Raw genomic sequence first — 26,023 nt, 5'->3', positions numbered from 1 at the left:
TCCACCACTGCTGCGCCCATGGTGCAGGCCCCTGCAGGGGTTGATCGGCTATCCGAGGGCGTGTGTGATGCGTTCTCGGAGGTCGACGGCCGGTGCGCTTCCGGCGTAGGGAAGTGCTTCGTCGTGCAGTTCGGCGAGCCGGTCGCCGACTCTGTGTGAGCTGATGGTGCCGAACAGGTCCAGGGCGTGGATCGTTTCCTGGCGGGCGCCTTCGGGTTCGCCGGCTGCCAGGTGTGTCCGGGCCAGTGCGAGGTGATCGAAGGCTTTGCTCCGTACCCGGTGTGCCGGGCGGGAATCAAGGGCCTGCTGGATGAGGCGGATTCCTGATTCCGCGTGACGGGCCCGGTCGGTGCCTTCGCTGTTGCGTGCCGCGATCTGGTGGGCCACGCCGATGGTGGCGGACAGCTCAGCGGTGTCGAAGAACATCATGTGGGCCGGTTCGTTGCCAGGCACGATGCCGGTGAAGGTGTCCTCGGCCCGGCCGGCAGCCGTCTCGCTGTCGGCGAGGTTGCCCAGGATGGCCTGGAACCGGGCTTCGAGGCTGGCCAGCATGGAGGAGGTGGCCGGTGACAGGCGGCGGCGCGCACCGTACTGGGCCAGGTCGACCAGGGCGAGGGCGTCTTCGTACCGTTCGAGGTGGGACATCTGGCGTGCCATGCACTGGAGGATGTGGGCGCCCAGTGCCTTGTCGCCGGCTTCGGCGGCGGCGTGCAGCGAGGTGATGAAGAGCTTCTGGGCGCTGGTGTGATGGCCGGCGTCGAAGCTCATCCATCCGGCCACCGAGCCGAGATCGGCGACGGCCGCGAGGAGGTCGCGGCCGGTTCGTTCGGTGTAGGTGCAGGTGTGCAAGAGGGAGGCGGCTTCGTTGAGCTGTGCGACGACGGCCTTGCGGGAGAGGGTCCCTCCGTGCCGGTTGTCCAGGTCGCGGTACATCGCGGTGACAGCACGGATGCCTTCGACCTCGGCCGCGCCGACCTGCCCGCCGGTCCGGCCGGCAGGCACGGTCAGCGAGGACGGCCCGGTGGTGGCCCACTGCTGGAGCGGGGCCAGGAGGGTGCTTCCCTTCTGGACGCGCGAGGCGCTGGTGCTGTTGCGTGTGTGCGTGAGCATCACTTCGCTCCGGGTGAGGTGGAGAAGAGCCTGAACGGACGTGCCGGGTAACCAGGACAATTCCGTCCCCTGGACCGTGGGTAAGAGGTCGGGGAAGCCGAGGTCGGCCGGGGACAGGGCTATACCGGCCCGTTCGCTGATCGTTTCAACGATGAGCTGGGGCACGGGGTGCCTGGGGGTCTCACCGGCACGCCACCGTCGCACGCTCGACTCGTCGGGACTGATGCCGCGGTGTCCCTGGGCCCTGGCCCGTTTGGTGACGGCTCGGGCGAGTGCCGCGTTCGACATGCCCGTCTGGGCCTGCCACTGGGCCAGTTGCTCGTTGGGCTCTCGCTGATCGAGCCGGGGCCGGCCCATAGGTGCCTCCGCGCATTCGATGTCCGAACCTCTCAGAGTAGGTGCGCGGGACGCAGGGCGGAACGGGACGGGGCTCTCCACCGGGATCCGCCGGGCCGTGCACCGGACCTCCGCCGCTCCTTTCGCCGCGGCACGCCGGGAACAGCGCCGGTCACTGCCGACATGTGCCGGTTTTCACCGGGTCCCGGATCCCCTGTTCGCGCTGCTGTCCTGAGGGCAGTTCCCTGGCGTCCTGCGCCGGGGGAATCCGTGCAGGATCCGTCGTTCGCGGGAGGTCGTTCCATGTCCCAGATCATCGAGCCCATAGCTGCGGATCCGGTCCGGGTGGTGCTGCCGAGGACGCTCTCGGTCGCGCTGGCCGCGGCCTGCACGATGCAGATGGAGGGCCACCGGTGGAGTGCGCAGAACGTGGCTGCCGCCCGCACCGTGCTCACCGGTGGCGGCGCGCAGATGCTGCTGTCGGCGCTGGCCGGGCGGCTGGACCGCGGCGATCCGTCCTCGGCGGGGTGGGCGCTGCTGGCGCTGCCCGCCACTCTGGCGAACGAGGAACTGCAGGTGGTCGCTGCCGGTGTGCTGGCCGCGCTCGGCAGCCCGTTCAACTCGATCCGGCAAGGGGGCGGTCGGATGTGGATCGGGGAGGAGACCACTGCGGTGAAGGGCGCGGCGTCGTTCGGTGGCACGGGCGGGCAGGTGCTCCACATTGACGCCCCGAACGTGGAACAAGTGCCCGAGTACACGAGCTTGCTGGTGTTGCGGGGCGATCCGGCCGGTGGTGGCGCGTCCCTGCTCGGTGACCTCCGGGCGGCGGTGGCCAGGCTGGGGGAGGCCGACCGGCAGGCGCTGCGGGAACCGGTGTTCTTCGAGGGCAGGGCCGAGAACCTGCGCGGTGTCGGGGCGCCCCGGATGCCGTTCCCCGTCCTGGAGGACGACCAGGACGGACAGATGGTCTGGGTCCGCTGGGCGGGGAAGATGCTCCGCGACCCGCGCAACACCGGCCGCACCGCGGTACTGGAACGCTTCGCGGCCGCTTTGGCGGAGACAACCGTCGCGGTCACGCTGGGGCGCGGGCAGCTGCTGGTCGTCGACCAGCGGCGTATCGCTCACGGTCGTACGGCGCTCGGGCCCCAGCAGGGTCTCGCGGAGGGAACGCGGCGCTGGATCATGCAGACCAAGGCCACCTTCGACCCGGCCGCGCCTGCCCACCAGGTCCTGGCCGGCGCCGCGGCGGGGAGGCGCAACGATGCCTGAGCCGACGGACGTAGCCGTGGTCGGGACCGGTGTCGTCGGTCTCGCGGTGGCCGTTGAGCTGCTGCACCGCGGCGTGCACGTGACCGTGGTGGGACCGCGGACCGGTCCACACCAGGGGCAGGGCACACGGGCAGCCGGTGCGATGCTCTCCACATTCTCCGAACTGGAGCCGCACCACGACACGCAGCGGGCGGGACTGGAAACGGCTGAGCGGCTGGCCGCCCACAATGCCTACCCGGCGTGGCTGGAGCGGATCGGGGCCATGAGCGGCCGGAAGGTCCAGACACCGGCCGGAACGTGGGTGCTCGCCCCGGCCGGACGCGGTTTCTGCCTGGAGTCGATCGCCGAAGCGGCGCGGGCGGCCGGGCACCAGGCCGAGGAGTATCAGGCGTCGGCCATCCCCGGCCTGTCCGCGCCCGCTTCCTCGGCGGGTGCCCTGTGGCTGCCCACGGAGGCCCGCGTCGACACAGCCGCCCTGATGGAAGCCCTGTCCCTGGCTGTCGAGCAGCACCCCCGTGCCACCTGGATCTCCCAGCCGGCCACGGCCGTCGGTGCAGGCACCGTGTCCTGCAGGGGCGGGGAAACGGTCCGGGCCCGGGAGGTGGTCCTGGCCGCGGGGTACGGCATCCCGGCGCTGCTGCCGGACCGGGGCCACCCGCTGGGCGTGCCCCCGATCCTGGCCGGCCGCGGCGTCAGCGCCCGTCTGAACGCCCCGGCGATGGAACTGGAACACGTGGTGCGGACGCCGAATGCGGCGTTCGCATGCGGAACCCACCTCGTCCCGCGTACGGACAGCTCCCTGTATCTCGGCGGCACGAACCGGCTGACCCTGGACGCCGACCCCGACCAGCCCCCCGGCCTGGACGAAGTCGCCGTGCTCGCCACCGACTCCGCCGCGCTCCTGGACCCCCGCCTCAAAGCGGCCACCCTTAAGGACACACGAACGGGGCTGCGCCCCTACACCCTGGACCACCTGCCGCTCATCGGCCGTACCGGCGAACCGTCCATCCTGCTGGCCACGGCCACCTACCGGTGCGGGGTGCTGCTGGCCCCGCGCCTGGCCCAACTGGTCGCCGACGAGATCACCACACCGGGCAGTCTCGACACCCACCCCTACCGGGCACAGCGGCCGATGCCGACCCCGAACATCGACGACGTCCTCGCCCAAGGAGCCGCCCAGGGAATGCTGGAACACCTGTTGCAGGGAGGCCGGCATCTCTCGCTCTCCCAGCAGGCCGAGTTCGCCGCCTTCACCAGCCTCGCGCTGCGCGCCCTGCTGGGAGAGGACTCGAAGGCCGGGGCCGCGCTGCGGCGGCTGTGGGACCGAGCCCCGGTCATCGAGGCCGTCCCGTCGTTGTTCGCGCTTGCCCGCCGCATGGAGGCGCTGCGGTGACCGCCGCCGACCGTCTTGTGGAGCAGGTGCTTGACGCGGTCCGGCACATCCGCCCCGGCACCGCCCCGGGGCCGGACACCGACTTCCGCGACCTCGGGCTGGATTCCCTGGACCGGCTCACCCTGGCGGTGGCCGTCGAACGGGCCACCGGTCTGGCCGTCCCCGGCCCGGCCCTCTCCGACGCCGCCACCCCCGCCGACCTGGCCGGCCGCCTGCCCACCACCGACAGGAGCGCTCCCGTGCATCAGCAACACCGCGGCGACACTCCGGAACCGGGCTGGTCCGATCCGGGAGCGAGCGTCGGAGAAGGCACACGTCTGTGGCATCAGTCCCAGGTCACCGACGGCGCGGTGGTCGGCACCGACTGCACCTTGGGCAAGGGATCCTTCATCGGCGCCGGCAGCACCATCGGCGACCGCGTGAAGATCGGGAACTACGCCAACGTATTCGGTGCGGACGTGGGCGACGAAGCGATGATCTGCCCCGGCGCGCTCCTCCTGGAGGATCCGGCCCCGCGGGCCACCACCCCCGACGGACATCGCAAGGGCCCCGAGGACTGGACCCGTCACCCCGTCACCATCGGCACCGGGGCCACGATCGGGGCCGCGGCCGTCATCGCGCCCGGCGTCACCGTCGGCCCGCACGCCCTGGTCGCGCTCGGCGCAGTCGTCATGCGCGACGTCCCCGCCCACGGCCTGGTGATCGGAAACCCCGCCCGGCAGGTCGGCTGGGTATGCCGGTGCGGCCACACCCTGGACGCGGCACTGCGCTGCACCACCTGCCCGCGCACCTACCGGCGCGACGGCGACGAACTGGCCGCCGAGCACCAACCCGTACCACTGGAGTGAGAATCACACCAGTTTGTCACTGTTCTGTGCCAGGCAGATGATGCTCTCCGGGTCGTGCGAGCGGCACGGATAGCGTCCCGCTCCATGAGCACCGTGCATCTGCCTCCCGCCGAGTACTACGCCACCCTCCCTAAGACCATCGCTGGGTCAGGAGCGGCCATCCACGACACCGCCGGCCGGTTCCTCCTGGTGAAACCGACCTACCGCGACTACTGGGAGGTTCCGGGCGGCGGGCTGGACCTGGGCGAGGACCCGAGACAAGCGTTCCAGCGCGAAATCAAGGAAGAGCTGGGCCTCGACCTCACCCCGGGCCGGCTCCTGGTCGTCGACTGGGTGCCCGAACAGCCCGACGGCCGCCCCCCGCTCGCCAACTTCATCTTCGACGGCGGACTCACCACGCAAGACGAGGCCCAGCAACAGGTGCGCCTCGACACCGGCGAACTGACCGAGTGGAAGCTCGCGGCACCCGAGGAGTGGGACACCCTCCTCCCACCCCACATGGCCCGCCGCCTCCACGCCTGCTCGCGTGCCCTGACCCACGACACCACCCTCTACCTGCACCATGGATTCGACCCCACCCGACACCGCACCTGACGCCCCCGCCGCCCCTTCCGGTCGGCGCCGCCCGGCGTCCACCGGAAGGGACCCCCTTCGTGAACACACCACCCATCCCGGTCGCCGCGCCACGCCTGGAGGCGGCCGACATCGCCGCCGCGGTCCGCGTCCTCGAATCCGGCCACCTCGTCCAGGGCCCCGAGGTCGCCGCCTTCGAGGACGAGTTCGCGGACCTGGTCGACGGCCACTCCTGCATCGCGGTCAATTCCGGAACCTCCGCCCTGTGGCTCACCCTCCTCGCCCTGGGCATCGGCCCTGGCGACGAAGTGATCGTGCCCTCCTTCACCTTCGCCGCCACGGCCGCCGCTGTCCGCCTCACCGGAGCCGTCCCGGTCTTCGCCGACATCACCCCGGACACCTTCTGCCTGGACCCCGACGCCGTACGCGCCGCGATCACCCCCCGCACCGCAGCAGTGATCCCCGTCCACCTCTTCGGACACCCCGCCGCGATGAACGAGTTCACCGCACTCGCCCACACACACCACCTCGCACTGGTCGAGGACGCCGCCCAAGCCCACGGCGCGACCCTCAACAACCGGCCGGCCGGCACCTTCGGGACCGCAGGCTGCTTCAGCTTCTACCCGACGAAAAACATGCAGTCCATCGAGGGCGGCATGGTCGTCACCGCCGACCCGGCCCTGGCACACACCCTGCGGCTGCTGCGCAACCAGGGCATGGAACGGCGCTACGACCACCGGATCGTCGGGACCAACGCCCGCATGAGCGACGTGAACGCCGCGATCGCCCGCAGCCAGCTCCGCCGGCTCCCCGCCCTGACCGGACACCGCCGCGCAAACGCCACCCGGCTCAGCGAACTCCTCACCGGCCTGCCGAACCTGACCCTGCCCACCACAGCAGCGGGAGCCGGCCACGTGTGGCACCAGTACACCGTCCGCATCGGCGCCGCCCTGGGCGACCGCGACACCTTCGCCCACCATCTGCAACAGGCCGGAACCGGCACCAGCATCCACTACCCCGTCCCCCTCCACCGCTCACCCGCCTACGCCACCGCAGCCGACCTCCCGCACACCGACACCGCCGCCGAGCAGGTACTGTCCCTGCCCGTCCACCCCGAGCTGACCACAACCCAGATAGAAAACGTCGCCCAGGCCGTCACCACACTGGCCCTCGCCCCGGCCCGGGAGCGTGCCGCATGAACAACCCGACGCTGCGCGCCGGCCTGATAGGCCTGGGACGGATGGGCCGCCACCACGCCCGGGTCCTTCGGTCCCTGAACGGCGCCGAACTCGTCGGCACACTCGATCCGCACGGCGACCGCTACCAGGCCGCCGACGGGATCCCCGTGGTCGCAGACCTGGACGCGCTGCTGCAACTCGGCCTCGACTACGCGGTGCTGGCCTGCCCCACACTGCTGCACGAACCACTGGGCACCGCCCTCGCCGCAGCAGGCATCCCCACCCTCATCGAAAAACCGCTGGCGGGCGACCCCGCCTCCGCCAGACGCCTCGCAGAAGCCTTCCACACCGCCGCAGTCCCCGCCGCCGTCGGATACATCGAACGCTTCAACCCCGCCCTGATCGCACTGCGCCAACGGCTGGAAGCCGGACAGCTCGGAGACGTGTTCTCCATCGCCACCCGACGAACCGGCCCCTACCCCATACGGATCACCGACGTCGGCGTGATCCACGACCTCGCCACCCACGACCTCGACCTCACCGCATGGATCACCAACACCCGCTACACCTCGATCGCCGCCCGAACCGCCCACCGCAGCGGCCGCCCCCACGAAGACCTCCTCGCAGCCCTCGGACAACTGACCGACGGCACCATCACCCACCACCAGGTCAACTGGATCTCACCACTCAAAGAACGAACCACCGTCGTCACCGGCGACCACGGCATCCTCATCGCCGACACCCTCACCGCCGACCTCTCCTACTGGGCCAACGGCTCCACCCGCACCCAATGGGAAGCACTCACCGCATTCCGCGGCGTCACCGAAGGAGACGTCACCCGCTACGCAATCCCCAAACAAGAACCCCTGATCGCCGAACACGAAGCCTTCCGCGACCTGGTCCTCGGCCACAGCCGGCGCACCGCGACCCTCCACGACGGACTGCACGCCGTCCTCGTGGCCAACGCAGCCCTCCAAGCCTCACGCACCGGCACCACCACAGCCGTCCCCACCCCAGGACAGTTTCATCACCCGTAGCCCTCGAGTACCTGCGCGCCCTGAGCCGGCCGGGAACTCCGGCCGGGACACTGATCCTCACACCACCCCGACCGCACCCCGATTCGCTATGGCCCGGGGCGGCGTCGCGCGTGCGACGCCGCGTCGCAACAAGACGTCGCCCCGTTCCGTTGGCCAGGAACAGGTCCCCGTACCTGAGGACGTGTCACGCTCCGTGCCTGCCCGGCCAGTCATCCGGGTATTGCGCCGCTAGCCCTCCCTGAGGCAGGTGCCTGCGCGATCTGGGAAAGCTGCAGGTCAGAGCTGAGTTGCGCGGCTTACCCTCCTCTGTTCCGCAGTGCCGTCACACGCCGCACGACACCCATGCGGCATGGACGCAGGAGGAGCTCCATGAGTAAGCGCACGACAGCCGGCCACGAGTCGGGGAAGACGGGAGAAGAGCCGCGGCCCGACGTGGAGTTCAGGGCCCGCGGGTTCCGCATCAATGGGGACAAGTTCCCGTGGACGGGCCTCGCCCTACTGGCAGGGGCCGTCGCTGCCAGGGTGGCCGGCGGTCACGTCTGGATGCTCTGACCTGACGGATGGGGTGGCCCTGCGGAACGTGCGAAGTGACCGCGGGGCCATCCCAGGAGCACCGTCCTGTCAGGGCACTCATGACCGACCGTACGAGCCGCGGTGGTTCACCGCCCGGTGAGCTGCTGCATCCGTGCTCGGCCCGGCCCGGGGCGCAGCTGCGATGAGGCCGAGGCCCCGGGCCGCCCCGGGCCGGCGGTGAGCTCACCTGTCACTGCGGGGCTACGACCAGCACACATGACCCGGTGTCAGGACATGGTCGCCAGCGTAGCCATGCCCAGTGGTGACATATCCGACCTGAACAAGAACCGTGCCCTTGCCGCGTGGCTGGAGTGGCAGCTGCGACAGACCCGGAACCGGGTTCGTGAGCTTGAGGTCCAGGAGGAACAAGAGCGGCGGCGTAAGGAGCGGGCACGGGCTGAGCAGTCCTGGAAGATCCAGCCCCAGCGCAGTGGGAGCACGGCAATGCTGCACCGCGGAGGGTGCACCTTGTACAGCGCTCAGTTCGGGTTCATCAGCCGAGAGGACGCGATGATCGCGCTGGAGGAGCCGGACATCGAGCTGTGCCAGATCTGTAATCCGCAGACGGGACTGCAGCCGCAGTAGGAGGCATCCGGGTCAGGTGACGTCGTCCGGGGCGAGGTCGGGGCGCAGTCGGTGCCAGGAGGGGGGTGCCGCAGCAGTCCCGCCCGGGTCCTGGCTGCGTAGCGGACCTCGCCGACCAGGCGTGGCAGTACCCACCGCGCTCCGGGCACGCCCGGCGCCTTGTCGAAGGGAACGCGTCGATTGCGGCGACGTGGAGCAGTTCGGCGAGGGTGGTGCGTTCGGTGTCGCTCCATCCGGTGCCGACGCTGCCCACGTACCGCAGGCCGCCTTCGTGTGCCTCTCCTACCAGCAGGGCGCCGGGCAGGCCAGCGAGCCGGCCGCGGCCGGGCACCCATCCGCCCACGATCACATCGGCAGCCCTGACGTGACGGATCTTGATCCACGCGCGGGACCGGACCCCGGGCTCGTACACAGAGGTGAGCCGCTTCGCGAGCACCCCCTCCAGTCCTGCGACCCGGGTCATCTCCAGAGCCTGCTCGCCGTGTCCGACGACTGCTGCGGGCGTCGACCAGTGCTTCCCGCCCAGCCCGAGCTCCTCCATGAGGGAGCGGCGTTCGGTGTACGGAAGCCCGGTCAGGCTGTCGCCGTCCAGGTACACGGCATCGAACAGAACCAGATGCGCTGGCACCAGCCGCGCCATGCGGGCGGCCTTCGCTGCGGAGGTCAGTCCCATACGGGACTGCAGCCGCTCGAAGTCACTGCGGCCCTGGCTGTCGAGTGCGACGATCTCGCCGTCCAGGACCGCAGGCCGGCCGAGCAGGGACCCGAGCCCTGCGAGCTCCGGGTAGACGGCGCTGATGTCCGCCCCGGACCGGGACCGCAGGACCGTGCTCCCGTCACCGGGCAGGTAGACCATGGCCCGCAGCCCGTCCTGCTTCACCTCGAACGCCCACCGGTCCACCACATCCGCGGGCGGCAGACTGCCCGCGGTGGCCAGCATCGGAGCGATCCGCGGCAACCCCATGACCATCCCGCCCAGGCGCCCGTTCAGGACGCGCTGCGCTTCTTCCCGGCAGCAGTCTTCTTCGTCGTGGTCTTCTTCGCCGTGCGCTTCCCGGCTGTGGTCTTCGTGGTGGTCTTCCTGGCCGGGGCTGCCTTCTTCTTCGGCGTGGTCTTCTTGCGCGGCTGCATCGTGTGCACGGTCGCGTCCTGGCCGCTGTGCTCGCCGCGGCTCTCCCGGGCCGCCTTGACGGAGGCGTTCAACGCGGCCATCAGGTCGACGACCTTCCCGGACTCCCGCTCCTCGCCCTCGGCCGGCTCCGGGAGCTCGGCGCCCTCGGCCTTCGCCTCGATCAGTTCCTCCAGGGCGTCGCGGTACTCGTCCCGGAAACCGGAGATGTCGTCGAGGGCCATGGTGTCGGTGAGCTGGATGGCCCGCTCGATCTCCTCTTCGTCCAGGTCGACGTCCTTGGGCTTGAGGGACTCGGGGCTGCGGATCTCGTCGGGCCACCGCATCGCGTGCAGCACGATCGCATCGTCGCGCACTCGGAGCAGCCCGAGCCTTTCGCGGTTGTGCCACGCGAATTTGGCGATCGCGACTTTGTCGGAGCGTTCCAGTGCTTTGCGGAGCAGGGTGTACGGCTTCGCCGCGACTTGTCCGTCGATCGCGAGGTAGTAGCTGTCGCTGATCCGGATCGGGTCGATGCTGTCGGCGTCGACGAACGCCACGATCTCGATCGCTTTTGCGGTGGGCAGCGGCATCTCGTCGAGCTCTTCATCGGTGACCGGGACGACCTCGTCCTTCGTGACCTCGTAGCCCTTGCCGATCTCCTCCTGCGGCACGACCTCGTCATCGATCGAGCAGACCTTGCGCGTACGGACCCTGCCCATGTCCTCCAGATGGACCTGGTGGAAGCGGATCGCATGGTCCTCAGTCGCGCTGAGGACCTTGATCGGGATCGTGACCAGGCCAAAGGAAATGGCTCCGGTCCACAAGGGCCGCGGCATACGTACCTCCAGGCCCCCCTGACAGGTATGGGCCGGGAAGCGGGCCGGAGCGCCGGAGAAGGGTGCCGTCCCCCGCACGGAGGCAGGGGCAGCAGCGCAGCCGGGCCACTGCCCGTAATCCGATCCTTATGCGGGGCGGGTGTGATCGCATCACAAAGACGTCGGCCGGAGCTGCGGCCGGCCCGGTCGCGCCGATTGCCGGCTCTTTGGGCAGGCCTCCCGCGCGCTCAGGGTCGTGTCCCGGGCTCGGTGACGGAGAACTCCTCGCCGGTCCAGCGCACGACCAGCTCCCGTACTCCGTCCGGCCTGCTCTGGGCCGCCCGGGACAATTCGACCCGGCCCGCCATCCTCCAGCCGTGTTCCGCCCAGTGCGGGTGGGTCCTGATCAGGCAGGGCAGCCGGATCAGCTCCCGCCGCAGCCGGCCGATACACCACTGTGTGAGGCATCGAGGAGACAGCGACGGCTGACTCGATCACGAGAACCGATGTCCCCGACGGTGCCCTCACATGTCGTAGCGACTGACCGGGGCGGGGGCAGCGATGGTCAGCAGATCCCGGCTGTGGCCCATGCCGTGCGGATCTGTTCGTAGGTGTTCTGGATGTCGGTGTCCTGCGGTGTGTCGAGGGCGGTGGCGAGGGCGGTGGCGAGTGTGCGGACGGCGGGGATGTCGAGCAGCAGCACGGCGAGTACGCGGTTGAGCCGGTCGGTGATGTCGGCGGTCTGGGGCGGGTGGCAGTCCTCGCCCACTTCCCGGAGGAGGCTCGGCAGAGCGACGTTGACCACGGTGGTGTCCAGCGTGATGACGAAAAAGGCCAGACAGGCAACCAGCACCGTGGACCTGAGACCCAGCCCCGGCCGGTTGTCGGCTTCCTCAAGGCCGGACGGGGCAGTACCCCTCACGTCGGCTGCAGATTGCCCGCTCGCAGCGGTCCCTCCCAAGTCCGCAGGCGGCGACGTAAGTCGGTGGAAGTCACCTGTCGCTTCGGTCCCTTCACTGGGGAGTGCCGCCCCCTCGTCACGCACGTCACCGTTGCGGTCCATGGATATTCCTTCCAGGTCTTGCCGGTGCTCGGTGTGCTGCGAATCCCTCGCAGCCAGAACAACCGACGACTGAGTCACTTTCCACTCATCTGCCACGCAGGACAGTCGACGGGACCGGCGGTGTGCGGGTACGGAGGCCGAGCCGCCCGGGCTGCCACAGCTCCCGGCGAGACGGTCTCCCGGCAGGGGGCTCGTCCCGGTCCCGCCTCAGCGCTCTGGGACCGACCGCCGGGACCTGACCGCCGCCCCCTCACTCCCCGTCGAAGTCGGTGCCCCGGCTGACCGCCTCCCAGGCTGCCGCCTCCTCGCCGACGGACTTCAGCTGGGCGGCGATGGCGTCGGCGGCGTCGTTACCGAGGGCCAGTCGCAGCGGGGTCTGCTCGGCGGCCAACGCGGTCAGGATCGCCGCGGCGGCCTTCTCCGGGTCCCCCGGCTGCTTGCCGTCGCTGTCCGGGAGCCCGGCACGGACCGGGCCGACCGTCTCCTCGTACGCGTCCAGGGGCGCCGACTGCTGCAGCGCACTGCCGCCGGCGAACCCGGTCCGGAACGCCCCCGGCTCCACGATAAGCACCTTGATCCCGTGCGGGGCGACTTCCAGGGCCAGCGCCTCGGACAGCCCCTCCAGGGCGAACTTGGTGGCCGAGTAGGCGCCGACGCCGGGGAAGGAGAACCGGCCGCCCATGCTGCTCATCTGCACGACGGCGCCCGAGCCCTGGCGGCGCATGTGCGGGAGTACGGCGCGAGTGAGCGCGGCGGGGCCGAAGAAGTGCAGGGCCATCAGGTCGCGGAGTTCGCGGTCGGTGGTCTCCTCGACGGCGCCGATCTGTCCGCGGCCGGCGTTGTTGACCAGTATGTCGATCCGCCCGTACCAGAGGATCACTTCGGCGACGACGGCGGTGATGCGGGCCGGGTCGGTGACGTCGAGGGCGACGCGGACGACGCGGCCGGGGTGCGCGGCGGCGAGTTCGTCGAGGGATTCGGGGCGGCGGACGGCGGCCACCACGGTGTCACCGGCGGCGAGGGCCACCCGCATGATCGCCTGCCCGAAACCGGAGTTGGCGCCGGTGATCAGCCAGACCTTGCCGGTTGCGGAGCGGGTGGGGGTGGCGGCGGGGACAGCAGCGGTGCGGGCGTTGTCGCTCATCGGGATCTCCAGGGTGGTTCCGGAAGCCGACCGGGCGCCGGCCGGCGAACACGGCCGAGGTGGTGTCCCGGCGTGCGTCTCTATTACGGCCACCGCTCGGCCCCGCCGTCCAAGACAGAGATCAACACGATCCATAATCAGCGTTTATCGCCGCTGGTTATGCTCTCCCCCATGGAGCTACGGCAGCTGAACTATCTCGTGGCGATCGCCGAGGAGGGGAACCTTGGCCGGGCGGCGGCGCGGCTGTACGTGAGCCAGCCAGCCCTGTCGTACGCGCTGCGGAAGCTGGAGGCAGAACTCGGCGTCCCCCTCTTCGAGCGGCACCCCGGCGGCGTGACCCAGACCCCTGCCGGGCGCGACGTGGTGACCGAGGCACGCCGAACCGTACGCCAGGCGGACCGTGTCCTCGCCGTGGCGGAACGCCACCGGTGCCAGAAGAAGGCGGTGCTTCGGGTCGGCTTCGAGGCAAGCGGCGCAGGCGAGTTGACCACCCGGGCCCGGGCCGAGTTCGCCCGCCGCAATCCGGACGTCCGGGTGGAACCGAAGCGCTTCGACTGGGGCCAGGAGGCGGACGCCCTGCGCGACGGCCGGGTGGACGTCGCCTTCGTCTGGCTGCCCGCCGACCTCACCGACCTGCACACCGAGGTGGTCCACACCGAACCCCGGGTCGTCGGCCTACCCGTCGGGCACCCGCTGGCGGGACGTACGGGCATCGGCATCCTCGACGTCAAGGACGAACCGCTGCTGTGGACGGAGCAGGCGCCGCGCGACTGGGTCGACTGGTGGGCGGTGAACCCCAGACCGGACGGCTCCGCACCGCAATGGGGTCCGAAGAACGACAACGTCGAGGAAATGCTGGAGCAGGTCGCCGAGGGCGCCGCGGTCTGCTTCGCCCCGGCGAACATGGCCCTGTACTACGCCCGCCCCGACCTGTCCTGGGTCCCCCTCACCGACGTTGAACCCCTGAGGGTCGCCCTGGCCTGGTACAAGGACGCGAGCAGCCCCCTCGTACGGGGTTTCGCCGAGGTAGTACGCGAACTCGCCACCGCTCTGGGGGGCCCGTAGTAATCGCCGCAGGAACAACGGATATGGCTGCAATGGCTTCTGTGCTGCCGTGACGTGTCCGGTGACCTCGCTCCGGTGGTCGCCACCCACCGGCGGCCACCGGCCCCGCGCCCGATCAACTCTCCGACCGTAGCGACCCGGGACTCTGCTGCGCAATTCCTGGGTCAGGCTGTGAGTCGGTAGGCGAGGCGTTCGAGCCGGCTGCTGCGGGTGTGATGCTGGTCGTGTCCGGTCCAGTGGGCGTCGAGTCTGATCACGTTGAGTGCGGTGGCGGAGAAGGCGTGTTGGAGGCGGACTTTCGGTAGCCCGCGGTAGCGGGCCCGGCGTATGCCGGTGATGTCGAGGGCTTGATTGATAGTGCCTTCCACACCCGCTCGCAGGGCGTACTTGGCCTTCCACGTCTCGGTCTTCTGCTCGGCGCGGGCCTGGGTGAGGGCTTCTTCTGGCTCTCTGGGGCGCAGGGTGAGCATGCGGCGGCCTTTCGCGGAGCTGGTGCATTGGTCGCGGAAGGGGCAGGGGCGGCAGGTGCGGACGCCGAAGGTGATGACGATCGTGTCCGTTCCGTGCTGTTTCACGGGGTTCCAGTGCGCGCTGGTCTTGCCGGCGGGGCAGCGGACCTGGCGGGCCCTCCAGTCGATGATGAAGGCGCTCTTGTCGAAGCCGGCGTGGGCCTTGGCCTGGGCGGAATGATCCAGCAGAACCGGGGTGACCATACGGGTGCCCTGTTTCAGCGCGGCGGCGATGAGGTCGGCGGATGGATAGCCGGAGTCGAGGTAGTGCTCGGCGGGCCTGATGCCGTGCTCGGCCAGGCGCTGTTGGACCGGGGCGGTCGCTTTCACATCGGGCACGGTGGCATCGGTGGTGCACACGTCCGTGATCAGATTCGGTGCCGCCCGGACACCGGCTTCGGCTTCGGCTTCGGCTTCGGTGGGAGTGTCGCGGGTCTCGGTGAGATGGACCTTGTAGCCCATCCAGAACAGGCCCTCGCCCTTGGCCGCCCAGCGTGCGTCCGCGTCGTAGGGGAGGCGAGGCGGCGATGACCGGGCGGGACACCCTCGTCGTCGGCGGCCCGCTTCTTGATCACCTCCCGTCCCCTGGTGTCGGTGCTCAGGTAGTACGTCTGGACGAGGATCTGCCGCAGGATCTGTACGGACTCGATCTCACGGATCCATGGGGGTGTGCCGGGTGACCAGGCCGCCCGGCACAACGCCAGCGCGTCCTGGCCGAAGACCTGCGCGAGCCGGTCGCGTTTCGTCTGCGAGGCGGGCATGCGCCAGCCGTCCACCCGCGGCCCGTACCGGTGAGCGAACTCGGCGACATCGACCTGCCCGGCCAGCCACGACGGCGCCGCGACAGCCAGGGCCTCCAGCGCCGCCCGCACACTCTCCCCGGCCAGCTCGAGGCGGTTCAAGTCCCGCACCGCACTGATCACATGGGTGGAATCGGTCCGCTGCCTGCCCCCGGCCGCGACCAGCCCCTCCTCCACGCAGTACTCAAGGAGACGGTCGAAGACCACCCGTTCCATGCCGTTGTCGGACAGGCGGGAACGGAACCGGCTCAGCACACTGGCATCGAAGCCGGTGTCCGTCAGCTCCGCCCCGAGCGCGTACTTCCAGTCGATCGCCCGCACCGCCATCGCCGCGGCCTGCCGATCGGTCAGATCCTCGGCGAACTGCAACACCGTGACCAGGCACAACACCCCCGGAGACAAACCCGGAGCCCCACGCACCCCGAACGCCGACGCGAACGGCTCGTCCGCGAAAACCTCCGCGAGCCGGTCTCGCACCCGTATCGCCAGGCTCCCCTGCGGGAACGCCGCCCGCGCCACCATCACGGTCTGCTCCGGGACTTCCGGCAGCCCCTCCGGCCGCATCGACATCCACACCACCCCCACGGCCGCACGACAGGACAACGACCGTACAGACGATCATCCCGTGCCCACCTTCACCCCCGCACGGAATTGCGCAGCAGAGTCACCCTGCCCTCCGGCCACGTACACCGCGGCGGTCGAGCGGTACCTCACCGGTGCGGGCATCGCGAAGTCCTCCGCGCGGATCTACCGGATCTCGCTGACGACGTGGGGGTGGATGCTCACCGGCGAAGCGGCGCCGACCGGACCCGCCCGCCGGGGCGCGAAGCCGCCCCTCTTCCCTGTCGCGGCGATCGACGATCCCGTGCTGCCGGAGGTGTTGGCCGAACTGGCGGCGGCGCGGGCGGACGCGATGGACGCTGACACCGTCAACCGGGAGCTGTCCATCGCGCGCAAGGCGATCGGCTGGTGGCAGCGCCAGGGCTGGATCGAAGGCGATCCGACGATCGGCATCGAGCGGCGGCCGGCACCGCCCGACCGCACCAAGGCCCTGGCGGAGAACCAGATCGCCGCCCTGTGGCGCCTGGATGTCGGGCTCCGGGAGAAGACGCAGTGGAAGATGCTCTATGAGTCCGCCGCACGGGCCGATGAGGTGCTGTGCCTGAACGTGGAGGACCTGTACCCGCAGGACAAACGCGGCAGGATCACCGCCAAGGGCGGGGCGACCGAGTGGATTCACTGGCAGTCCGGCACCGCCCAGCTGCTGCCCCGCCTGATCGCCCGCCGTACCCGCGGCCCGCTGTTCCTCACCGACCGCAAGGCCCCGGCCGGAACGCCGACGCTCGACGTGTGCCCGGAGACCGGCCGGGCCCGGCTCTCCTACCGCCGGGCTGAGGAGATCTTCGAGGAGAACACCCGGCTCCTGGCCAACCCGCTCGCCTCACCCGACGACATCGAGGACCTGGACGGCTGGACACTCCACAGGCTCCGCCACAGCGCCCTGACACACGACGCCGAGGACGGCACCTCCACCCCGATGCTGCTGGCCCGCTCCCGCCACGCCTCCGTCCGCTCCCTGGAGCGGTACGCCCGCCCCGGCGTCGACTCGGTCGCCCGGCACGTCGCCGAACGCGACCCCGCTGCACGTCGCCGCACATAAATCCGAGCGGATCGGGGCTTCAAGATCATCTCGTTGCCCCTTTGGCGCGTATCTCGGTCACACCCCCGGACCTCCGTGAGTTCAGGGAAACTGAAGGGCTCTGAGTGGGAACCCAGGGGTCCGTCGTCGTGCTCCACGGCACTGGATCCGCGAGTTCGACTCCAACTCGCGACCACGCCGCTTCATGGCTCTCCGGACGCGCAAGATGGTGAGCGGGCTAGCCGAGAGGGCGGCGGTATCGCAACTTGTTCAGAGCGGCTCCGCCAGTGGTGTCTTCCACGGCCGCGCCATCTGCGCGCCAACCGGCGGCCTCGTAGAAGCGCCGGGCGCGTTCATTGCCTTCCAGTACCCACAAGGTGGCTTGCGTGTAGTCGGCCTGTCCGAGGGTGGTCAGCGTGGCCAGCATCAACTGCTTTCCGATCCCCGTGCCCCATACCTCGGGCATCGCGTAGAGCGTGCCGATCTCCGCGACGGCGGGCGTCTCCTGAGACGGGCTGTAACCTGCGAACCCGACGATCCCCACCTCGGTCTCGGCTACCAGTACTCCCGAAGTTGGCCACTGTGTCTCCGCGATGCGTGTCTTCCAGCCGGACTCTTCACGGCTTGGGTCCATGGCATCGAGGTAGTGCTGCGGAACAAGACCGGCAAAGGCCGCCTGCCAGGAGCGCACGTAGACGCCAGCGACCGCTGAAGCGTCATCAGGCCATGCCTGTCGAATCTGCATGGCCGTCATTCTTCAAGGCTCCACAATCCGGGCCAAGTTCTTTTCCCGAGTGGGATGTTGAGTGCTCGGCTGCCTGTTCCAGCAGTGCCCGCGCCGAGTTCGCGTATCGGATCGCGGTCTTCTCGCTGAGGCCGAAGACCTCAGCGAGGTGGAGCGGGTCGGGACCGTGGACGAGGGCTTCTTCGAGCTGGCGGTCTATGCGGAGTCGTTCCAGGGTCGCGGTCTGGCGGTGCAGAGCCGGCCCGGCGACCGAGCTCTTGCCGATGGGGCCGGTTCCCAGCGCGGTGTGCTTGTTGATCAGCAGGTGCGGGTTGGCAGTATCGGGCCAGCGGCGGCGCCGGAACTCCAGCCATTTTCGGGCGACTTGAAGGGTGAGTTCGTCCATCGGGCGGGTGCGGCCATCGATGGACAGGCGCCGATTGCCGATGTCGACGTCGTCGAGCTGGAGGCGGCGGATCGCCGCAGGTCGTGCCGCGTGGACGGCGGCGAGGGCGAGGATCAGCCGGTCGGCGGGATGGGTGACGGCGGCGACAGAACCGTCGATGTGTCCGGGCTCCAGCGGCTGGATGACGCCTTCCTCGCGCTGGCCGACCCGGATGCGGCTGGTCGGGTTCTTGAAGATCGTGCCGTTCTTCTTGGCCCAGCCGAACAGCGACCGCAGAGCGATGATCGTGGTCTGCCGCTGCGAGCCCTGCACGGTTTCGAGGTGGGCGAGCACGTCGTCGCGGGTAACCTCCCGCAGGTGGTCGTAACGGTCCGACCACTCCAGCAGCACGGGCCGGATCCGGTTGAAGTAGTTCCAGACCGTCGCCGCATGGCGGGCCCGGGAACGAGGGCCGCCGTCGTGCAGCAGCCGGGCCCAGTCTCCGACATCGCGGGCGATCCCGGTGGCGAGACCGTCGAGCTTGGACTCCAGCCACAGTCCGAACGACGATGGCCGGTCGTCGAGGAACACGCCGATGTGGTCGAGCACTTCCGTGGTCCGCTCGACGCTCAGGCCGCGCGACCGAAGCACCGGGAAAACCTCCGAGTACCGGATCACGTCGACCTCGGCATGGTCGGTCAGGACGATGACCAGGGCCTGGTCGACGTTCAGACGCGTCTTGCGCGGCCAGCCGCGGGCCTCGCCAAGGCGGTGGGCGCTATGGCGGGCCCAGGCCGGCCAGGGATTGCCGCGGCGAGCGTCCTCATCGCTGACCCGCCCCGTGAGGTCTCGGCGGGCCTCGAACAACGCGAGCTGGCACCAGACCGCGGACGGAGGGGTTGCAGGGGCCGGATCGGGTCGCCGGGGTCGGCCCCGGCGACCGTTCTTGACCGCCGATGGCTTGGGACGCCGGTCCCAGAGTGCCGTCAGTCCGTAGAAGAACAGCTGCTGGTGGCGGAGGTGAGGCAGGAAGGACTCCGGTTTGCCGCCAGTCGCGGCGGCCTCCGTTCTCGCCTGGACCCAGCACAGACGGCAGTACTCCTCCCGCAGGGGTACTTGGCGCGTGCAGCCGGCGCACGCACCTCCCCTCCATCGGCTGGCGAACGAGGAACACGTCGAGCACCGCGGCTCGAAGAAACGCCCCCAGGACAGGCAATCCGGGCAGGAACTCGGGTCCATAGGTCACATCGGAGGAAGGGACCGACCATCCCGGCGGCGAGGAACCACCGCCGGGGCCGGTCCCGAGGAGCCAGCGGCCGCTTGCCGGACATCGGTGTCCTGGCCGGGACGGGTGACTTTCTGCGGTTCGGGGATCAGCAGGTCACCGATCTCGCAGCCCAGGACGACGCAGATCACGTCCAGGTCCTCCAGCTTGAGGGAGACCGGCTGCCCGGACCACAGCCCGGACATCTTCCCCGCCGAGATGACCAACCCATGCTCAGCCAGGTTCCGTTGGAGCTCGGACGCCTTCCAGATGCCCTTGTTCGCGGCGGTCAGCCGCAGGTTCCACCTCATCGGATCAGCCCTTCCAGCCGCTTCGCGGCCCGCTCTTGCCCTGCCGCCCAGGCGTCCTCGACCCGGGTCTGCTGCACATGGACGTACCGCATCGTCGTGGCAATCCAGGAATGTCCCAAAACCTCCTGGATCGAGATCAGGTCGAGCCCGTTCAGATAGAGCTGGGACGCGCAGAAGTGCCGCAGGACGTGCGGCGTCAGCTTGTCGGTCCAGCTGGGCAGGTGGAGCTTGGTAGCCTCCGCGAGACCGTTGCGCAGGGCATCGTCACCGACCCGCCGTGAGGAGCCGTCGGCGTTCTTGCGTTCGGAGGGCAGCAGTGGGGCGCCAGGGCGGGTGTGGTCGTCGCCGAACTGACCCCACACATCCTCGATGAACCACCGCAGAGTCCGGCCCGCACCGTTGATCAGCGGCACCATCCGCTCGCGCGGGCCCGATCCGCGCTTCCCCTTGCCATAGCGGACATGGAGCTTGCCGAACCGCCCGAGGTTCCACTTGATGTCATCCAGGTCCAGCCTGCGGGCCTCGTTCACCCTCAGCCCCACCTCGGACATCAGCTTCGAGGCGGTGTAGTTCCTGGCCATCGGGGCGAACTTCCGGCAGGTGGCCAGCTCACCGGCCCAGCCGGTGAACAACTGCCCGACCTCCGGCTCCAGTGGCGGGATCCGCAGCTGGGCGTCCTTCGCCCCGCGCGGCCGATTCATCTCGTCGATCGGACACTCGACAACCCGGCCGGTCATCCGGTGCAGTTCGACCTTGTGCCTCAGCTCCAGGAACGTGAAGTACGTGGTGAGCGCCTGCGACCGGGCAAGCCGGGTGCCGCTGGGCGAGTTCCGCAGCACCTTCCCGAAGTACGCGTCCGCGTCGGCGGGCTCCATGTCCCACAGCGGCCGACCGAACCACGTCCGCACCTGTTCCAGGTGACCGACGTCCCCGCGGATGGTGCCGTCCGTCAGCCCGGCCGACGCCCGTGCGAGCACGAACCCGGCCAGCGCGTCGGTCTCGAACTGCTCCAGTTCCTCCGCCGAGACCGGAGCCCGCACATCGCGGAGGTCCCGCACGACTGCCAGTGCCGCCAACCCGAGCCCCCTCACCTTCACCCGGACCGCAGATCGGTCGGACGAGATGAGAACGCTTCAAGAATCCCGAAGTTACGTCACCTGGCGGGAGAGCATACGAAGGAGGACGAACCCCCTGGCCACGGGGCTGGGGACTCAGCAGGGCTCAGGGGAACTCACGGGATGTCGCACAGCAGGGGGACGTGGCGTAGCGCGCAGCCTTCAAGGTGTTCGGACAGTCGGTCGGTGTCCCTTGCCGCAGGTGATTTGGGCGCTCTTCCGTTCGGGGGTGGCGAGTGCGTTCTGTTACGGATGACGGAAATAAGTCATTCCCGCGTGCTATTTCGTCGTTTGGGCAGGAAGGCCCGGGTGTGATGTCGTATTCGGCCGTAGCTTCGTCGCGCTGTCGTCGCGGCAGGTGCACAGGGCGCCTGGGTAGTACGGCAGCGTGGGGGAAGCACTGTGTTCTTCCGATGGATGCGTACTGCCGTGAGCGCTGCTGCGGCGGTGGCCGTTGCAGGTACGTGCATGGGGGCGGCGGCCGAGCCCGGCCCGGATCACCTGGTGGCCAGTGCCGATAGGGGGCCGGCGATGATGGCTGCCGCGGATACCGGCGTCGCCGCCGCCAGGTGCAAGGTCGGCAACATCGTCTACACCCGCACTACGGAGTGTGAGACCGCCCGGGCGACGGTGGAGGTGATCCATAACCGTGCTGTGGTCGGTACGGCGACGTTCACGATCAGCCACGAGATGACCCTCAACAAGAAGTCGCTGAAGTGGTCGGAGACCATGCGCGTCAGCAAGGCGACGATCGTCAACAACGCCCGCGGCATCCGGATGGGGGTGTCGGTTTCCTGCGGCAGTCCGTGCAAGGCATCCAGCCATGTGCCGGGGCACACTCTGGGGTCCGCCTTCTCGGGGAAGGTCGACTACAGCGACGGAGTCAAGAAAAACAAGACCCACAGCAGCGCGGCGAACTACACGTTCACGTTCACCAAGCCCGGATACACGCTGGGCAGCTTCTCGTACGCCTCACTGGGCTTCCGCTGCGACGACACCTTCTGGAACGCCGCCAATACCCGCCGGCTGGTGCGCCCCGGCTGCGTGTTCCCGAAGTTCAAGCCCACCCTGACGACCATGAGCACGCTCCCGGAGATCGCGAAGAACATCCGCCGGATCCAGGCCAAGGGCGGCCACTACGGCAAACCCGGCTCCGGCCACCCGCTGCACCGCCTCACCGATGACAAGAAGGCGTCCGCGAACAGGCGTGCCGTGTGCGGTAAGGCGAAGCCGCCGACCGGCAAGTCGTGTGACGAGTACCCGTTCGCCCGGACCCACGAAGGGGGCAAGGCACTCCCGGCGGCCAGCCGGGGCATCGCCATGGTCCCGGAGAAGGAGCAGGACCAGCAGGGCGGCCGGCTCATCGGTTTCTACAAGCAGGAGCGCCTTGTGAACAAGGATGGCTTCTGGGTCGCGGTCTGACCTCACAGCGCACAGCTCGTGCTGCGGCCCGCTCCCCTGCCAAGGGTGCGTGGGCCGCGGTGCGGTGTCGGAGAGTTGAGAGAACGGGGAGAGCGATGACGGTCCAGGGCCCGGCCCGTGTGCAGGTGTCTCACCATCAGTACGTACTGCTGGACACGGACGCCGAGGAGCCGGATCAGGACATCGACGACCGGCTCGCGGGCAACGGACTCGTCTACACCAACCAGGCGTCCACCTACGCCACCGTCCTGACCGGGACGTCCTACGGTGATGTCGATGTCGTCTTCGACGTGATCGCCGGCGAACCGCCGCTGAACTGTGAGGGCTGGGACGAGGTCGTTGAGGTGAGCCTGTGCTTCCCGTCCGAGGGACCGCTGGTGGGCGATCCCCTCTCCGAAGACCTGGTGGAAGTCCCTCTCCTCGGTGAGGAAGGGGAGTACCAGTGGTGGAGGTTCCGGATCCACGCACGTGGACGAGATGCGGCGTCCGAGACCGGTGACATCCACGCGGAGGAGGGCGACACCGTTCTGGAACAGCACCTCGTCCAGATCTGGGCCGCCCCCCAAGCACCGGAGACCCGGCACCGGCTCACCGACGAGGTCGGCCGGCGCAGGCGCACGGCCAGCCCCGAGGAGTACGAGGCAGCGAAGGCCGCGGAGGCAGCCCACGCAGAGATGCCCCCCACGCCCCCCGAGGAAATGCCCATGGCCCCCAAGCGCGCCGAGCTACATACCCGTACCCCGGACACCCCCGACTGAGTCGGGCGAGTGGAGGGGCCACCATGGCACCGTACCCACGTCGTCGGGCTGGCCCACCTGGCGAAGGCGGTGCGCCTCGTGCTCCCGCTGACGCACACGCTGCCCCGGTCAGTCGTCGGGGGTGGTGTTGACGGCGCCGCACGCCCCGGACGGGGGCGGCCTGCGGCCGATGCGCGACCCGGACACCGCAGGCATCGACGATGACAACGACAGGGCGGAGGCCTGAACACGGTCAGGTCAGGGACGCCATGCGTCGATTTCATCAGGGGCGGTGTCGAGGAACTTGCGCAGCATGGGCACGTTGAGCGGGAAGAGCCTCTTCGCGGCGATCAACGTTTCCAGTTCGTTTCGGTCGTACCAGCGGTGGCCGGAAGCTTCGCTGGTGGCTTGGGCATCCCCGGTGATCTCGGCGATCACGCAGAGCCCGATATGGTTCTGCATGGTGTCGGTGACGCATACGAACGGCTGTGACACCGCCAGTTCGGAGGTCTCGGCGACGGAGGCATGCGTATCGCCGCCGACCAGGAACCGGTGGACCCTCAGGCCCGCTTCCTCCGCGAGTTCGCGGCGCGCAGCCTGTGTCAGGGACTCGTTCCTGTTGACCTTGCCCTGCGGAAGCTCCAGGCAGCCGTTGTATGGCGTGTCGTCGTTCGCCTTCGTCCGCCGCTGCAGCAGCACTTCGGACCCTCCGGTGCCGCGGGGGCGTACGGCGAGAATACAGACGACGGGCCGCTGCAGAGCGTGTGACATTTTCAGCTCGCTTCCGGGTTCGGGGTATCTGCTGTTGCCCGCGAGGCCGCCACGCCAGCAGGGCCGGGCCGACTAGGCCAGTGTGCCCACAATGGACATCCAGTTCTTGCCCCGGGGATCAACGAACTCCCAGTAGTCAAGGATCTTCCAGCCGTCGTCCGTCAGCAGTGTCTCGAACTCCCGTCGGGTCCACTCCCGCCGGTATCGCATCAGGTCTCCGGAGAAGTCCGACTTCACCTTCCAGCCCTCGCTACTGCTCTCGCCGACGGTGGTCGAGACACAGAGCACTCCGGAGGGCCGTAACAGCTCCCGGCATCTGGCCATGAAGGCCCGCACTCCCGCTTCGGGAAACAGATGGACAACCGCTTCGGCCACGATCGCGTCGTAGAACGAGGACAAGCCGTGGGACAGGAAGTCCCCGATGATGATGTCGGCCCCAGGGTTCCTCCTCCTCGCCAGCTCCACCATTTCCTCAGAGCAGTCGATACCGGTGCAGATGAACCCATGCCGCGCCAGCCACATCAGGCCCAGGCCCACACCGCAGCCGACCTCAAGCACCTTGCCGCCGGGGACAACGGACTGTGCGATCCGCCGGACCCGCTGGTCCGCATGCTCATAGTTCTGCGGCACCCGACGCTCGTACTCGGGCGCTGCGGCGTTGTACGTCTCGGTGTGACGCGCGAGTAACTCCGGCAGAAGCCCATCGGTCATGTCGTATCCCCTTCGGATAGGTGGCGGGAGCGAGTCCCCCGGCCCGGCCATGGCCGTACGGCCAACTGCCACGGCGCGCCAGGGGAACACGCAGCAGGCCGCCTTCACCAGATCGAGCAGCCCTGGCCTGTGCAAAAGTCAGAAAGCGGCGCAGGCTCCGGTCGGCGTCGGCGGGTGCGGCAGCCCCGGCGAGCGCGGTTCGGGCGCGTCTGCCGCCGCGGGCGAGCCAAGGTGCCGACGACGCAGCAGCTATGCGCGCGGCCCTGGCGCCGGAGACGCACAGCGAAAAGACGCAGTATGCCGAAGCCATCAGGAGAGTCGGGACCTCGGGCCCGCCGATGCCGCCGGGCCGCCGCCGCCGGGCCGCCGCGACGACGTGACGTGACGGCGCATTCTGCGACGGCCCGGGGCGGGTGTCAGGCCAGACGTGTGGCCTTCAACCCGTCAAGTGGGTACTCGGACGGGAGCTGGGCGGGGTCGCCCGGCAAGGTGATCTGTACGGCGATGGGCCGCGAGTTTCCCGCTTCCAGCAGCTGGTCGGTCTGGGAGTCGATGTACACCTTGCCGTCCTCATGCGTGACGTCGACACCCGACGCCTCGACCTTCGTCCCGTGTGCCATCCTCAGGTCGAACGAGATCCGGAACCTGCTTGTCTGCTTGCCCTCACCACCGGCCTTGCTGACGGCCTTGATGGTCAGCTCGATGCTGTACACCCGGCCCTGCGGGTCGTAACTCTGCCACGAACTGTTGGGCTTCTTCGTCACGACGATCTCGTCGTAGCTCGGCCGGATCGGCATCGGTGTGATGCGCCCGGCCCCGTTCACGACCTCCAGGCCGTCGACGGGGATCTTCCCGTTTCCGATCCGCTCGGCATGGTCGGGGACAGTGCTGCCGGTCAAGTCGAGGTGGTTGACGTTGCCTGCCGAGTCAACGGCGTAGAAGTGTCCGGCGGAGTCGAAGAACGTGGCCGAGTACGACTTCCGGGAACCGCTGGAGCTGCTGGCCTCAGCGGGCAGGAAGACCCTTTTCCTGAGCACGGTCTTCATGGGTTCCTTCCGGGGATCCACATGAAGCAGGTCGCCGTTGTCGCCCTCGACCGAGATCAGCCGGCCGTCCTTCGGATGGTGGGCGAAGTCGTCCCACCGCCCGGAGCCCGGACGGTGGCCAGCGGTCGCCGTCCGGGTCACCACATCGATCGTGTAGCTGGGTGCGCCAGGGTCACTCGCGACCAGCAGCTTCTTCCCGTCGACGTCCATGTCCCCGTCGTACCATTTCAGGCCGCTCGGCAGCCCGTCGACGACCGCGTCCGAGACCGTGCCGGCCTCCACGTCGATGGTGACCAACCGATTGTCACTGACGGCGAAGAGCAGTGGCTCCTTGCTGTCGCCCCGGTACTGCGCGCCCATGGCGGTGTAACCGGCCTCGTACGCCGGTACGTTCTCAACCACACGGGTGTCCCCGTCGATCGGATCGAAGCGGTAGATCCGTGTGTTCGTCCTGCCTACCGCGAGGTAGACCTTACGGTGCGCCACAGT

Annotated in this window: 25 protein-coding genes and 1 pseudogene; 12 read left to right on the top strand and 14 right to left on the bottom strand. The window is 69.2% G+C overall.

Going from position 1 to position 26,023, the window contains the following annotated elements; genetic code table 11:
• Positions 1–48: 48 nt before the first annotated feature.
• Positions 49–1,467: a transcriptional regulator gene (locus OG520_RS44520; RefSeq protein WP_331737234.1), complete on the bottom strand. Its 1,419-nt coding sequence runs from the start codon at positions 1,465–1,467 to the stop codon at positions 49–51.
• A gap of 282 nt (positions 1,468–1,749) precedes the next feature.
• Here OG520_RS44520 and OG520_RS44515 point away from each other — a divergent pair, with 282 nt between their 5' ends.
• The 8 genes from OG520_RS44515 (at position 1,750) to OG520_RS44480 (ending at position 8,902) form a co-directional block, all read left to right on the top strand.
• A complete protein-coding gene (locus OG520_RS44515) occupies positions 1,750–2,715 on the top strand; it encodes a TauD/TfdA family dioxygenase (RefSeq protein ID WP_331737233.1) in 966 nt (321 codons plus the stop codon).
• A complete protein-coding gene (locus OG520_RS44510; protein WP_331737231.1) occupies positions 2,708–4,108 on the top strand; it encodes an FAD-binding oxidoreductase in 1,401 nt (466 codons plus the stop codon). The genes OG520_RS44515 and OG520_RS44510 overlap by 8 nt, the downstream gene beginning before the upstream one ends.
• Positions 4,105–4,956: a phosphopantetheine-binding protein gene (locus OG520_RS44505; RefSeq protein ID WP_331737229.1), complete on the top strand. Its 852-nt coding sequence runs from the start codon at positions 4,105–4,107 to the stop codon at positions 4,954–4,956. The genes OG520_RS44510 and OG520_RS44505 overlap by 4 nt, the downstream gene beginning before the upstream one ends.
• 84 nt (positions 4,957–5,040) lie before the next feature.
• Entirely contained in the window at positions 5,041–5,550 is a 510-nt protein-coding gene (locus tag OG520_RS44500) for an NUDIX domain-containing protein (RefSeq protein ID WP_406016798.1), read from the top strand.
• 59 nt (positions 5,551–5,609) lie between these two features.
• Positions 5,610–6,728 carry a DegT/DnrJ/EryC1/StrS family aminotransferase gene (locus OG520_RS44495; RefSeq protein WP_331737226.1) on the top strand — a complete coding sequence of 373 codons (1,119 nt, stop codon included), beginning with the start codon at positions 5,610–5,612 and terminating at the stop codon, positions 6,726–6,728.
• Entirely contained in the window at positions 6,725–7,744 is a 1,020-nt protein-coding gene (locus tag OG520_RS44490) for a Gfo/Idh/MocA family oxidoreductase (protein ID WP_331737225.1), read from the top strand. The genes OG520_RS44495 and OG520_RS44490 overlap by 4 nt, the downstream gene beginning before the upstream one ends.
• A gap of 369 nt (positions 7,745–8,113) precedes the next feature.
• Entirely contained in the window at positions 8,114–8,296 is a 183-nt protein-coding gene (locus OG520_RS44485) for a hypothetical protein (RefSeq protein ID WP_331737224.1), read from the top strand.
• Between the two features lie 237 nt (positions 8,297–8,533).
• Positions 8,534–8,902: a DUF6233 domain-containing protein gene (locus OG520_RS44480; RefSeq protein ID WP_331737223.1), complete on the top strand. Its 369-nt coding sequence runs from the start codon at positions 8,534–8,536 to the stop codon at positions 8,900–8,902.
• A 12-nt stretch (positions 8,903–8,914) separates the two neighbouring features.
• Here OG520_RS44480 and OG520_RS44475 read toward each other — a convergent pair.
• The 4 genes and pseudogenes from OG520_RS44475 to OG520_RS44460 form a co-directional block, all read right to left on the bottom strand.
• Positions 8,915–9,866: pseudogene (locus tag OG520_RS44475) on the bottom strand (ATP-dependent DNA ligase).
• A gap of 23 nt (positions 9,867–9,889) precedes the next feature.
• Positions 9,890–10,849, bottom strand: a complete 960-nt coding sequence (locus OG520_RS44470) for a Ku protein (protein WP_331737222.1) — start codon at positions 10,847–10,849, stop codon at positions 9,890–9,892.
• Between the two features lie 544 nt (positions 10,850–11,393).
• Complete coding sequence (locus OG520_RS44465) at positions 11,394–11,750, bottom strand: hypothetical protein (RefSeq protein ID WP_406016797.1); 357 nt, start codon at positions 11,748–11,750, stop codon at positions 11,394–11,396.
• 391 nt (positions 11,751–12,141) lie between these two features.
• The gene (locus OG520_RS44460) at positions 12,142–13,035 is read right to left on the bottom strand and encodes an oxidoreductase (protein WP_331737220.1); all 894 of its coding nucleotides are present in this window, start codon (positions 13,033–13,035) and stop codon (positions 12,142–12,144) included.
• Between the two features lie 171 nt (positions 13,036–13,206).
• Between OG520_RS44460 and OG520_RS44455 the strand changes: the two genes are divergently transcribed.
• On the top strand, positions 13,207–14,100 hold the full coding sequence (locus OG520_RS44455) for a LysR family transcriptional regulator (RefSeq protein WP_093538946.1): 894 nt from the start codon (positions 13,207–13,209) through the stop codon (positions 14,098–14,100).
• A 164-nt stretch (positions 14,101–14,264) separates the two neighbouring features.
• On the opposite strand, the gene OG520_RS44450 is transcribed toward OG520_RS44455, so the two are convergent.
• Positions 14,265–15,071: a transposase gene (locus OG520_RS44450; RefSeq protein WP_331737218.1), complete on the bottom strand. Its 807-nt coding sequence runs from the start codon at positions 15,069–15,071 to the stop codon at positions 14,265–14,267.
• Positions 14,978–15,979 (bottom strand): transposase, encoded by a 1,002-nt coding sequence (locus tag OG520_RS44445; protein WP_331737214.1) that lies wholly within the window; start codon positions 15,977–15,979, stop codon positions 14,978–14,980. Before OG520_RS44445 ends, OG520_RS44450 begins: the two co-directional genes overlap by 94 nt.
• Before the next feature lie 55 nt (positions 15,980–16,034).
• Here OG520_RS44445 and OG520_RS44440 point away from each other — a divergent pair, with 55 nt between their 5' ends.
• Complete coding sequence (locus OG520_RS44440; protein WP_331737212.1) at positions 16,035–17,069, top strand: site-specific integrase; 1,035 nt, start codon at positions 16,035–16,037, stop codon at positions 17,067–17,069.
• A gap of 217 nt (positions 17,070–17,286) precedes the next feature.
• Here OG520_RS44440 and OG520_RS44435 read toward each other — a convergent pair whose 3' ends face one another.
• The 4 genes from OG520_RS44435 to OG520_RS44420 form a co-directional block, all read right to left on the bottom strand.
• Positions 17,287–17,793 (bottom strand): GNAT family N-acetyltransferase, encoded by a 507-nt coding sequence (locus OG520_RS44435; protein ID WP_266733995.1) that lies wholly within the window; start codon positions 17,791–17,793, stop codon positions 17,287–17,289.
• Entirely contained in the window at positions 17,768–19,024 is a 1,257-nt protein-coding gene (locus OG520_RS44430; RefSeq protein ID WP_331737210.1) for a hypothetical protein, read from the bottom strand. The genes OG520_RS44435 and OG520_RS44430 overlap by 26 nt, the downstream gene beginning before the upstream one ends.
• 375 nt (positions 19,025–19,399) lie before the next feature.
• The gene (locus OG520_RS44425) at positions 19,400–19,732 is read right to left on the bottom strand and encodes a helix-turn-helix transcriptional regulator (RefSeq protein WP_266733991.1); all 333 of its coding nucleotides are present in this window, start codon (positions 19,730–19,732) and stop codon (positions 19,400–19,402) included.
• Positions 19,729–20,808, bottom strand: a complete 1,080-nt coding sequence (locus OG520_RS44420; protein ID WP_266733989.1) for a site-specific integrase — start codon at positions 20,806–20,808, stop codon at positions 19,729–19,731. The genes OG520_RS44425 and OG520_RS44420 overlap by 4 nt, the downstream gene beginning before the upstream one ends.
• A 573-nt stretch (positions 20,809–21,381) precedes the next feature.
• On the opposite strand from OG520_RS44420, the gene OG520_RS44415 reads away from it, so the two are divergent.
• Together OG520_RS44415 and OG520_RS44410 are read left to right on the top strand one after the other, a co-directional pair.
• Entirely contained in the window at positions 21,382–22,269 is an 888-nt protein-coding gene (locus tag OG520_RS44415; RefSeq protein WP_406016796.1) for a NucA/NucB deoxyribonuclease domain-containing protein, read from the top strand.
• Between the two features lie 95 nt (positions 22,270–22,364).
• Complete coding sequence (locus tag OG520_RS44410; RefSeq protein WP_331737206.1) at positions 22,365–23,027, top strand: hypothetical protein; 663 nt, start codon at positions 22,365–22,367, stop codon at positions 23,025–23,027.
• A 237-nt stretch (positions 23,028–23,264) separates the two neighbouring features.
• On the opposite strand, the gene OG520_RS44405 is transcribed toward OG520_RS44410, so the two are convergent.
• From OG520_RS44405 to OG520_RS44395, 3 genes are all read right to left on the bottom strand, one after another.
• Entirely contained in the window at positions 23,265–23,777 is a 513-nt protein-coding gene (locus OG520_RS44405; protein ID WP_331737204.1) for an NUDIX hydrolase, read from the bottom strand.
• Between the two features lie 72 nt (positions 23,778–23,849).
• Complete coding sequence (locus OG520_RS44400; RefSeq protein WP_331737202.1) at positions 23,850–24,488, bottom strand: class I SAM-dependent methyltransferase; 639 nt, start codon at positions 24,486–24,488, stop codon at positions 23,850–23,852.
• Positions 24,489–24,904: 416 nt separating this feature from the next.
• Complete coding sequence (locus OG520_RS44395) at positions 24,905–26,020, bottom strand: DUF6923 family protein (RefSeq protein ID WP_331737200.1); 1,116 nt, start codon at positions 26,018–26,020, stop codon at positions 24,905–24,907.
• Positions 26,021–26,023: the final 3 nt, after the last annotated feature.

The organism is Streptomyces sp. NBC_00984 (genome assembly GCF_045162475.1).
In the GTDB taxonomy this organism is placed as follows: domain Bacteria; phylum Actinomycetota; class Actinomycetes; order Streptomycetales; family Streptomycetaceae; genus Streptomyces.
This window is presented reverse-complemented; position numbering and strand designations above follow the sequence as displayed.

What these genes read in the sequence shown, in the direction of transcription:
- OG520_RS44520 (WP_331737234.1), bottom strand. Translation starts at nt 1,467, where the DNA reads ATGGGCCGGCCCCGGCTCGATCAGCGAGAGCCCAACGAGCAACTGGCC.
- OG520_RS44515 (WP_331737233.1), top strand. Translation starts at nt 1,750, where the DNA reads ATGTCCCAGATCATCGAGCCCATAGCTGCGGATCCGGTCCGGGTGGTG.
- OG520_RS44510 (WP_331737231.1), top strand. Translation starts at nt 2,708, where the DNA reads ATGCCTGAGCCGACGGACGTAGCCGTGGTCGGGACCGGTGTCGTCGGT.
- OG520_RS44500 (WP_406016798.1), top strand. Translation starts at nt 5,041, where the DNA reads ATGAGCACCGTGCATCTGCCTCCCGCCGAGTACTACGCCACCCTCCCT.
- OG520_RS44490 (WP_331737225.1), top strand. Translation starts at nt 6,725, where the DNA reads ATGAACAACCCGACGCTGCGCGCCGGCCTGATAGGCCTGGGACGGATG.
- OG520_RS44485 (WP_331737224.1), top strand. Translation starts at nt 8,114, where the DNA reads ATGAGTAAGCGCACGACAGCCGGCCACGAGTCGGGGAAGACGGGAGAA.
- OG520_RS44480 (WP_331737223.1), top strand. Translation starts at nt 8,534, where the DNA reads ATGACCCGGTGTCAGGACATGGTCGCCAGCGTAGCCATGCCCAGTGGT.
- OG520_RS44470 (WP_331737222.1), bottom strand. Translation starts at nt 10,849, where the DNA reads ATGCCGCGGCCCTTGTGGACCGGAGCCATTTCCTTTGGCCTGGTCACG.
- OG520_RS44460 (WP_331737220.1), bottom strand. Translation starts at nt 13,035, where the DNA reads ATGAGCGACAACGCCCGCACCGCTGCTGTCCCCGCCGCCACCCCCACC.
- OG520_RS44455 (WP_093538946.1), top strand. Translation starts at nt 13,207, where the DNA reads ATGGAGCTACGGCAGCTGAACTATCTCGTGGCGATCGCCGAGGAGGGG.
- OG520_RS44450 (WP_331737218.1), bottom strand. Translation starts at nt 15,071, where the DNA reads ATGGGCTACAAGGTCCATCTCACCGAGACCCGCGACACTCCCACCGAA.
- OG520_RS44445 (WP_331737214.1), bottom strand. Translation starts at nt 15,979, where the DNA reads ATGTCGATGCGGCCGGAGGGGCTGCCGGAAGTCCCGGAGCAGACCGTG.
- OG520_RS44435 (WP_266733995.1), bottom strand. Translation starts at nt 17,793, where the DNA reads ATGCAGATTCGACAGGCATGGCCTGATGACGCTTCAGCGGTCGCTGGC.
- OG520_RS44425 (WP_266733991.1), bottom strand. Translation starts at nt 19,732, where the DNA reads ATGAGGTGGAACCTGCGGCTGACCGCCGCGAACAAGGGCATCTGGAAG.
- OG520_RS44415 (WP_406016796.1), top strand. Translation starts at nt 21,382, where the DNA reads ATGGCTGCCGCGGATACCGGCGTCGCCGCCGCCAGGTGCAAGGTCGGC.
- OG520_RS44410 (WP_331737206.1), top strand. Translation starts at nt 22,365, where the DNA reads ATGACGGTCCAGGGCCCGGCCCGTGTGCAGGTGTCTCACCATCAGTAC.
- OG520_RS44405 (WP_331737204.1), bottom strand. Translation starts at nt 23,777, where the DNA reads ATGTCACACGCTCTGCAGCGGCCCGTCGTCTGTATTCTCGCCGTACGC.
- OG520_RS44400 (WP_331737202.1), bottom strand. Translation starts at nt 24,488, where the DNA reads ATGACCGATGGGCTTCTGCCGGAGTTACTCGCGCGTCACACCGAGACG.